This window comes from Brachybacterium sp. HMSC06H03 (assembly GCF_001807385.1).
Classification (GTDB): Bacteria; Actinomycetota; Actinomycetes; order Actinomycetales; family Dermabacteraceae; genus Brachybacterium; species Brachybacterium conglomeratum.
This window is the reverse complement of record NZ_KV788654.1, coordinates 1-8,152: the sequence shown is the minus strand read 5'-3', so window position 1 is coordinate 8,152 and position 8,152 is coordinate 1. Positions and strand designations below refer to the sequence as shown.

At 73.2% G+C, this 8,152-nt stretch carries 7 protein-coding genes; all 7 read left to right on the top strand.

From position 1 onward, the window contains the following. The first annotated feature begins 639 nt into the window (after positions 1 to 639). Positions 640 to 1,689, top strand: a complete 1,050-nt coding sequence (locus HMPREF3159_RS01550; RefSeq protein WP_070499328.1) for a LacI family DNA-binding transcriptional regulator — start codon at positions 640 to 642, stop codon at positions 1,687 to 1,689. A gap of 105 nt (positions 1,690 to 1,794) precedes the next feature. Further along, positions 1,795 to 2,316, top strand: coding sequence for a ferritin (locus HMPREF3159_RS01545; protein WP_070499326.1), 522 nt, complete (start codon positions 1,795 to 1,797; stop codon positions 2,314 to 2,316). 82 nt (positions 2,317 to 2,398) lie between these two features. Next, the gene (locus tag HMPREF3159_RS01540; protein ID WP_070499325.1) at positions 2,399 to 2,845 is read left to right on the top strand and encodes a VOC family protein; all 447 of its coding nucleotides are present in this window, start codon (positions 2,399 to 2,401) and stop codon (positions 2,843 to 2,845) included. Positions 2,846 to 3,134: 289 nt separating this feature from the next. Continuing rightward, entirely contained in the window at positions 3,135 to 4,205 is a 1,071-nt protein-coding gene (locus HMPREF3159_RS01535; RefSeq protein WP_070499323.1) for an LLM class flavin-dependent oxidoreductase, read from the top strand. A 35-nt stretch (positions 4,206 to 4,240) separates the two neighbouring features. Continuing rightward, positions 4,241 to 5,158: an exodeoxyribonuclease III gene (locus HMPREF3159_RS01530; RefSeq protein ID WP_070499322.1), complete on the top strand. Its 918-nt coding sequence runs from the start codon at positions 4,241 to 4,243 to the stop codon at positions 5,156 to 5,158. Positions 5,159 to 5,344: 186 nt separating this feature from the next. Further along, positions 5,345 to 6,994, top strand: a complete 1,650-nt coding sequence (locus tag HMPREF3159_RS01525; RefSeq protein ID WP_210388813.1) for an alkaline phosphatase D family protein — start codon at positions 5,345 to 5,347, stop codon at positions 6,992 to 6,994. A gap of 146 nt (positions 6,995 to 7,140) precedes the next feature. Continuing rightward, a complete protein-coding gene (locus tag HMPREF3159_RS01520) occupies positions 7,141 to 8,088 on the top strand; it encodes a hypothetical protein (RefSeq protein ID WP_070499320.1) in 948 nt (315 codons plus the stop codon). Positions 8,089 to 8,152: the final 64 nt, after the last annotated feature.

Here is an 8,152-nt window from a genome sequence, read left to right as displayed (position 1 = left end):
CTCGCGCGGCGACGCACCGGCAGCGGCGGCGGCCGTGCGGTCCGGGCCGTGGGTGCGGACGGGGGTTGTCATGGGAGCGCTCCCAGCTTCCTGGTCGGGACGGCCCGGAGGGCTGTCGGGGGACGACGGGCTGCGCGACGGACGCGCCCTGCCCGGGGCGGGCGGCCGTCGGCGGACTCGCGGGTCCGCCTCGCCCGCTGCGCAGGACCGGGATCCGGGAGCGGGCACATCGAGGATCCCTGCGGCCGCGGGGCGGGCGCCGGCGTCCTCGACGAGGCCACCGTAGGAAGGTGCGGGACGATCCGCCAAGGAGCCGTCGAGCTCGGTGAACCGACCGTGAACAGCGCCTGACCTCGCAGGTGGGAGCGCTCCCACGTCGTGCCCATCCGGCCTCCGGGTACCCCTCGGCACCGTCGGTACGCCGCGCGTCCACCGGAAGTTCATCGTCCCGGTGCCGATTGTTCGTCGTCGGCCCGGTCGCGCTCCGGACCCCTTCCCCCGGTCTTCACCTGCAGGTCACCTGGGCGGTCCGCGGCGCCTTTCCGGCCGGGCTATCCTGCCCCGGACCAGCCGCCGACGCGACGCGCACCGGAGCGCTCGTGCAGCACCCCGAGGCATCCGGGACCGGGAGGAGCCGCCATGCCGCGCCAGCCCACCATGGAGGACGTCGCCCGCGCGGCCGGGGTCTCCCGCTCCACGGTCTCGCGGGTCTTCCAGAACGACGGGGAGCGGGTCTCCCCCGACACCCTCATCGCCGTGCACGAGGCCGCCACACGCCTGGGCTACGTGCACAACCTCGTCGCCAGCGGGCTCGCCATGCGCCACGGCCGCCAGCTGGGCCTGCTGATCCGCGACGGCACGAACCCCGCCTACGGGCACCTGCTGGCCGAGACGAACCGGGCGGTCGAGCGGGCGGGGCGCACCCTCATCTCCGTGACCGCCTCCCGCCACGACTACGGCACCGCCGAGGTGGCCGGGCTGCGGCGCCTGCTCGGCCAGCGCGTCGCCGGGGTGTTCGTCGGCACCGGCGTGACCGCCGCCGAGGACCTCGTGGAGACCGTGACCTCGGTGCCGCTGATGATCGTCGGCCGCCCCAACGAGCACCCCCGCATCGAGTCCATCAGCTACGACGAGCGCGCCCACGGCCGCGCGGTCGCCGACGAGATCGCCGTGCACGGGCACCGACGGGTCGTCGTGCTCACCGCGCCGCTGCTCTACTCGCGCGTGTTCGACCTGCGGATCCGCAGCCTGGTGGAGCGGTGCGCGGAGCTCGGCGTCTCCCCCCTCCCCGTGGACCTGCTGCCGGTGGAGCAGGGCGTGGTGCGCGCCCTGGACACCGCGCGCGAGGAGCGCGCGAGCTGCATCGTCTGCCCCGTGGACTACGTCGCGCTCGACCTGCTGCGAGCCGCCGCCGAGCGGGGCGTGCGCATCCCCGAGGACGTCAGCACCCTCGGCTTCGACGGGCTCGGCGACGGCCTGGACCTGGTGGGGCTCGCGACGGTGCGTCTGCCCGTCGAGGAGGTCACCGCCCGGGCGGTCGAGCGGATGGAGGAGCTGCTCGTCGCCGCGCAGGACGACCCCGAGGGCCCGCTCGCCGGTGCCCCGCCGCCGGCGCAGCACACACTCGTCGAGGGGGAGCTCGTACCCGGACGCACCCTCGGGCCCGTGCCCGCTCACCTGCGGGGCTGAGCCGGCCGCGCACGGTCAGGCAAGCCTGCCCGAAGTGCATCATCGCAGGTCAGGGAAGGCTCACCAGGCGTGACAACGACTGGTCGGAGGACTACCGTCGTGCCCATGAAGATGAGCAACGATCTCGAGAAGAAGTTCCAGGACCAGATCACCCTGGAGTTCGCCGCATCGATCACCTACCGCCAGCTCGCCATCGAGGCGGACGAGCAGGACCTCCCCGGCATCGCCGCGTGGCTGCGCCACCAGGCCGACGAGGAGATCGTCCACGCCAACAAGTTCATCCAGCACGTCTCGGACCGCGGCAACCACGCCGCGATCGGCGCCCTCTCCGAGCCCGGCGTGACGCCCGGCCTGTCGGTGCTGGAGATCTTCGAGGCCGCCCTCGCCCACGAGGAGAAGGTCTCCGAGGCGATCCGCGAGCTGTACCGCAGCGCCGACAAGGAGGGCGACTACGACTCCCGTCCGCTGCTGAACTGGTTCGTCGACGAGCAGATCGAGGAGGAGGCCACCGTCTCCGAGATCATCGGCCGCGTGAAGCTGATCGGCGAGGACGGCTCCGGCCTGCTGCGCCTGGACGCCGAGCTGGGCTCCCGTCCCGCCGAGTCCACAGAGGCCGACGAGGACTGAGCCTCCCCTCGCGGCCCGGGGCGTGGAAGACTGACGCCCCGGGCCGCGACGTCGCCGCCCGCCGATGAGCCCGGAGGTCAGCATGCCGCAGCCGCAGAACTCGCCCTACATCGCCTTCCCCGGCAATGGCCAGGAGGTCCTCACCCACTGGCAGGATCAGTTCGGCGGCGAGCTGGAGATGATGACCTACGACGAGATCCCGGATCTCTCGGGCTTCCCCTTCGCCCCGCCGCGTGGCGCGGTCGCCCACGCCACCCTCACCGGCGGCCTCTTCACCGTCTCGGGCGGCGACGCGATCGGCGGGCCCGCTGACGAGCTGCCGCCGCTGCGCTCGGACGTCTACTCCTTCCTCATCGGGCTCGAGGACGTGGAGTCGGCGAAGGACCTCTTCGCACGGCTCGCCGAGGGCGGCGGGAAGGTCGCGATGCCCTTCGAGCTCGCACCCTGGGGCGACCACTACGGCCAGGTCGTCGACCGCTTCGGCGTGATGTTCGCGCTGGTCGTGAACGGCGGCTCGACGCAGAGCTGACCGCAGGGCGTCGTCGGGCGCTCGACTCGGAGCCGAGCGCACCTCGCGGCCGCACGACGGTCGCGGCGCACCGCGGGCGCGCCGGACACGACGCGCGTCGGCACCTCGCGGTGCCCCCTCGACGCATGCAGGAGCCATTCGCCGTCGCCACGGCCTTCGTGCGCGAGGAGCCGGTCGTGCCAGGCGGAGGAGTCGGCCAGGACGAGAGGCTTCTCGGGGTGCTCGCGGCCATGGCCGCACCCTCCCCTCACCACTGGTCCCGTTTTCAACTAGTTGATAGGGTGCGGTCATGCGTGCCTTCGGATTCCTCAGCTTCGGCCACTACGGCGGCAACCCCTCCCAGGGCGGGATCACCGCCCGCCAGATGCTCCACGACGCGATCGACATCTCGGTCGGCGCCGACGAGCTCGGCGTGAACGGCGCCTACTTCCGCGTCCACCACTACGCCCGCCAGTCCGCCGCACCGATGCCGCTGCTGTCGGCGGTCGCCGCGCGCACGCAGCGGATCGAGGTGGGAACGGGCGTGATCGACATGCGCTACGAGAACCCGCTCTACCTCGCCGAGGAGGCCGCGGCCCTCGACCACATCGCCGACGGGCGGGTGGCGCTCGGCATCTCCCGCGGCGCGCCCGAGGCGGCGGACCGCGGCTGGGAGTCCTTCGGCTACACCGGCTCGACCGACCCGCGCGGCGCGGACATCGCCGCGGCGAAGTTCGAGACCTTCCTGCAGGCCATCCAGGGCCACCCGATGACCCGTGCGGCGGCGCAGCCCTACATGTCCGACGCCGCCCCGCACGCCCCGCTCGCGATCGAGCCGCAGTCCGAGGAGCTCATCCGCCACATCTGGTGGGGCTCCGGCTCCCGAGCGACCGCCGAGCGCACCGGGCAGCAGGGCCTGAACATGATGAGCTCGACCCTGCTCACAGAGGCGAACGGCTCGGCATTCGGCGACCTCCAGGCCGAGCAGATCGACGTCTTCCGCGAAGCGTTCCGCGAGGCCGGGCACACCCACGTCCCGCGCGTCTCCGTCTCCCGCAGCGTCTTCCCGATCCTCTCGGATCGCGACCGGGTGCTGTTCGGCGCCGGCGGCGGCAACGGCGGCGACCAGATCGGGATCATCGACGGGACGCGCTCCACCTTCGGCCGCACCTACGTGGGCGAGCCCGACCGGCTGATCGAGGAGCTCAAAGCCGACGCCGCCGTGATGTCCGCCGACACCCTGCTGCTGACGATCCCGAGCCAGGCCGGCGTCGACCTGAACCTCGAGATCCTCCAGAACTTCGCGACGCACGTCGCGCCGGCGCTCGGCTGGAAGCCGAACACCGAGGGGCCCGTCGTCGGCGACCCCGTCACCGCCTGACGCGGCCCGTCGGAGGCACCGCGTAGCCTGCGGGGATGCTCCGCATCGCCTCGGCCAACGTCAACGGGATCCGCGCCGCCCATCGTCGGGGCTTCGGCGGCTGGCTCGCCGCGCGCGGCTGCGACGTGATCGCGCTGCAGGAGGTGCGGGCGCAGGCCGCGAAGCTGCCCGAGGGGGCCTTCGGCGACTTCCACGTGGCGCTGGAGACCGGGACGCTGCCGGGTCGGAACGGGGTCGCGGTGCTGACCCGTCGGCCTCCCGCGGCGGTGCGCACCTGGTCCGGGGCGGCGCTGCTCGGTGCGCCCGACGAGGCGCTCACCCCGATCCCCGCCGAGGACCTGGTGCCGCTCGCCCGCGGACTCTCGCGCTTCGTCGCCGAGGGTCGCTACCTCGAGGTGGATCTCGCGGACGCCCCGGTCACCGTCGCCTGCCTCTACCTGCCCAAGGGCGGGCTCCCCGCGCACCTGCAGCGACCCGAGCGGATGCGGGAGGCGCCCGACGGCGGTGCGAAGCACGCACGGAAGATGCAGTTCATGGACGGTTTCACCCGCTACCTGACCCGCACGCGCCGTGCCGCCGCGGCCGCGGGGCGAGAGTTCCTGCTGATGGGCGACCTGAACATCGCCCACACCCGGCAGGACCTCGCCGCCTGGCGCCGCAACCAGCAGACCGACGGGTTCCTGCCCGAGGAGCGGGAGTGGCTCGGGCAGCAGCTCTCCCCGCGCACGCTCGTGGACGTGGTGCGGCGCCTGCACCCGGACGAGGACGGCCCCTACTCGTGGTGGTCCTGGCTCGGGCAGTCCTTCGCGAAGGACGCCGGCTGGCGGATCGACTACCACCTGGCCACGCCGCGCCTGGCCCGTTCGGCGGTGCGCGCGGAGGTGGACCGGGAGCACGAGGGCATGCGCCTGTCGGACCACTCCCCCGTCGTCGTCGACTACGACCTGGGCTGAACCGGCCGCGCGCGGCCAGGGCGGAGCGCGGAGGCGCCGGGACGACCATGACGGGCCGGTGAACCCCCGCGCACGCTCCGATGAGCACTGGATGGACATCTTTATCTTCTCCTCCGCCGCTCTCGTGAGTTCTTTCCATCCGGGCCAGCATGGGCGTCGCCCTCCCCCTCCCGGACAAGGACGACCATGGATCTCTCCTCCGATCTCCGCCCCGCCGAGCCCGCCCCGCCCACCCGCTTCGTCGCCCCCGACCGCGGCGCGAACCTCGCCCGTCGGCGCCGGATGACCCGGCGCCACTTCACCGCCGCGTCGCTGACCACGCTGACCGCCGCCGGGGTGCTCGGCACGGCGCCGGCCCTCGCCGACGACGGCGCGTGGCGCCGCCAGGACCCCTTCACCCTCGGCGTCGCCTCGGGCGATCCGACTTCGAGCTCCGTGGTGCTGTGGACCCGCCTGGCCGTGGACCCGCACGTGCTGGACGGCCGCGGCGGCATGCCCTCGGCGCCGGTCGAGGTGCGCTGGGAGCTGGCCCGCGACGAGCGCTTCCGCGACATCGTGCGCCGCGGCACCGAGATCGCCCTGCCCGAGGAGGGCCACAGCCTGCACGTCGAGCTCGAGGACCTCCCCGCGGACTCCGAGTTCTTCTACCGCTTCCGCACCGGCCGCCACGTCTCCCGCACCGGCCGCACGCTGACCACTCCCGCCGCCGGCAGCAGCCGGAACCTGCGCATGGTGCACCTGTCCTGCTCCCACTGGGAGGGCGGCTGGTTCACCGCCTACCGTCGTGCGGCCGAGGACCGCCCCGATCTCGTCTTCGCGCTCGGCGACTACATCTACGAGGGCGGGCCCGGCTCCTCCACGATCCGCAAGCACCCCCACAGGCTGTGCACCACGCTGGAGGACTACCGCCTGCGCTACGCGACCTACAAGACCGACCCCGACCTGCAGGAGCTCCACGCGACCGCGCCGTGGATCGTGACCTGGGACGATCACGAGATCCAGGACAACTGGGCGGGCGTGCACCCCAAGGACGGGGTGCCCACCGACGCCTGGATGGCCCGGAGGATCGCCGCCCAGCAGGCCTACTACGAGAACATGCCGCTGCGGCGCAGCAGCGCCCCCGTCGGCTCCTCCATCCAGCTGTTCCGCCGCCTGCACTGGGGCGACCTGGCGACCTTCCACGTGCTGGACACCCGCCAGTACCGCGACCTCCAGGCCTGCCACGACGGCGGGAAGACCTGGTGGTTCACCGACTGCGACGAGCAGGAGGACCCTGAGCGCACGATCCTCGGCGAGGACCAGATGCAGTGGCTGCAGGACGGGATGATCGAGGCGGGGACGACCTGGCAGCTGCTCGCGCAGAGCGTCTTCTTCGCCAAGCGCGACAGCGCCCCCGGCCCCACGACGAGGCTCGGTTCGGACGGCTGGGACGGCTATCGCGCCGACCGCGACCAGATCGTGCGCACCTGGGACGAGCACGAGGTCGCGACCCCCGTCGTGCTCACCGGCGACGTGCACGTCCACTTCGCCAACGAGCTCAAGGCCGACTTCTGGGAGCCGGACTCCGCCACGCTCGGCGTGGAGCTGGTGACCACCGCGGTGACCTCGGGCGGCGACGGCAGCGACAAGGCCAAGGGCGAGGACGACGTGCTCGCCGAGAACCCGCACATCAAGTACATCAAGAGCCGGCGCGGCTACGTCCTGTCCGAGTACTCGACCGCGGAGCTGAAGGTCGAGTACAAGACCCTCGACGCGGTGACCGTTCCCGGTGCCGAGATCCAGGTGGACCGCACCTACGTGGTGCCCGCCGGAGCACCGGCGCTGCACCAGGCGTGAGAGGCGGCCCGAGCCCCGTCGGCCGCTCGCCGAATGACCGCGGTGATCTGCACCGGCACCCCTTCCGCGGAGGTTCCCGTCGAGTAAGCTGGGCGCCGTGAGCGTCGGTGGGGCGCTCGCCCCACAGACCAGCACGGAGGACCGTGATGCCGCAGCATGCCGCCGCCCCGGCCGCGCCTGCTGCCCCCTTCTCCCCGTCCTCCGCCCTGACCGGCACCGAGGCCTCGCGCCGCCTGCTGCATCCGGAGTCCGAGGCCCCTGCGCTGACGCTGTGGGGCTCCTCCTCGATGAGCTCCGAGGGCGGCGACGAGGCGACCGCCGTGCCGGTGCGCATCCACGAGCACCTCGCGCTCGCGGCGGCCCCCGCACCGGTGCACCCCTTCGGCGTGGGCGCGTCCTGGTCCCGGCACACCCTGCTCCAGCGCGGCCTGGACACCCCGACGCTGATCGGCCGGGGCGACCCCGAGCCGGGCACCTCCCGCCTCGAGGTCGCGCTCGACTCGGGCCTCGCCCCGTCCGGCCCGATCCGGGTGCCGGGCCGGGTCGACGGGGTCGACGGGATCCTCGACGGCAGCTCGGGTACCTGGTACTTCACCCCGTCGGACCCCGCGGATGCGGTCACCGGCGGCGTGTTCGTCTCCTCGCTCGCCGAGATCGCGGAGGGATCGCGGCAGGTGCTGTGGATGGGGAAGAACAACATCCGCGACGTCGAGGGGGTGCTCGAGCACACCGCCCGGATGGCCGAGGCCGCTGCGCCCGGTGACACGCTCGTCCTCGGCCACTGGTGCACGGAGCACGACGAGGCCGGCTCGGCGACGGGAGCGGCCGTCGCGGAGGTCAACGCCGGGCTCGCGGAAGCTCATCGCGATCACTTCCTGGACGTGCAGCATCTGCTGACCGGGGAGGAGGGCCTGGCCAGCTCCCCGCTCGCGCCGCTGCAGCTGCTCGAGCAAGGCACCACCCACGACGCCCTCGCCCGGGCCGTGGTGCCGCCGCTGCTGATCGCCTCCGACGGCATCCACCTCAACGGCTGGGGGAACCTGGTGCTGAGCTGGGCGATCGTGCGACGGATGCAGGAGCTGCGGTGGCTCTGAGACGACCTGCGGCGCCTCGCGTGCGCCCCGACCGGCCCGGCGCCCCGGCCCCGGCCGCCGCGCG

What these genes read in the sequence shown, in the direction of transcription:
- HMPREF3159_RS01520 (WP_070499320.1), top strand. Translation starts at nt 7,141, where the DNA reads ATGCCGCAGCATGCCGCCGCCCCGGCCGCGCCTGCTGCCCCCTTCTCC.
- HMPREF3159_RS01550 (WP_070499328.1), top strand. Translation starts at nt 640, where the DNA reads ATGCCGCGCCAGCCCACCATGGAGGACGTCGCCCGCGCGGCCGGGGTC.
- HMPREF3159_RS01530 (WP_070499322.1), top strand. Translation starts at nt 4,241, where the DNA reads ATGCTCCGCATCGCCTCGGCCAACGTCAACGGGATCCGCGCCGCCCAT.
- HMPREF3159_RS01535 (WP_070499323.1), top strand. Translation starts at nt 3,135, where the DNA reads ATGCGTGCCTTCGGATTCCTCAGCTTCGGCCACTACGGCGGCAACCCC.
- HMPREF3159_RS01525 (WP_210388813.1), top strand. Translation starts at nt 5,345, where the DNA reads ATGGATCTCTCCTCCGATCTCCGCCCCGCCGAGCCCGCCCCGCCCACC.
- HMPREF3159_RS01540 (WP_070499325.1), top strand. Translation starts at nt 2,399, where the DNA reads ATGCCGCAGCCGCAGAACTCGCCCTACATCGCCTTCCCCGGCAATGGC.
- HMPREF3159_RS01545 (WP_070499326.1), top strand. Translation starts at nt 1,795, where the DNA reads ATGAAGATGAGCAACGATCTCGAGAAGAAGTTCCAGGACCAGATCACC.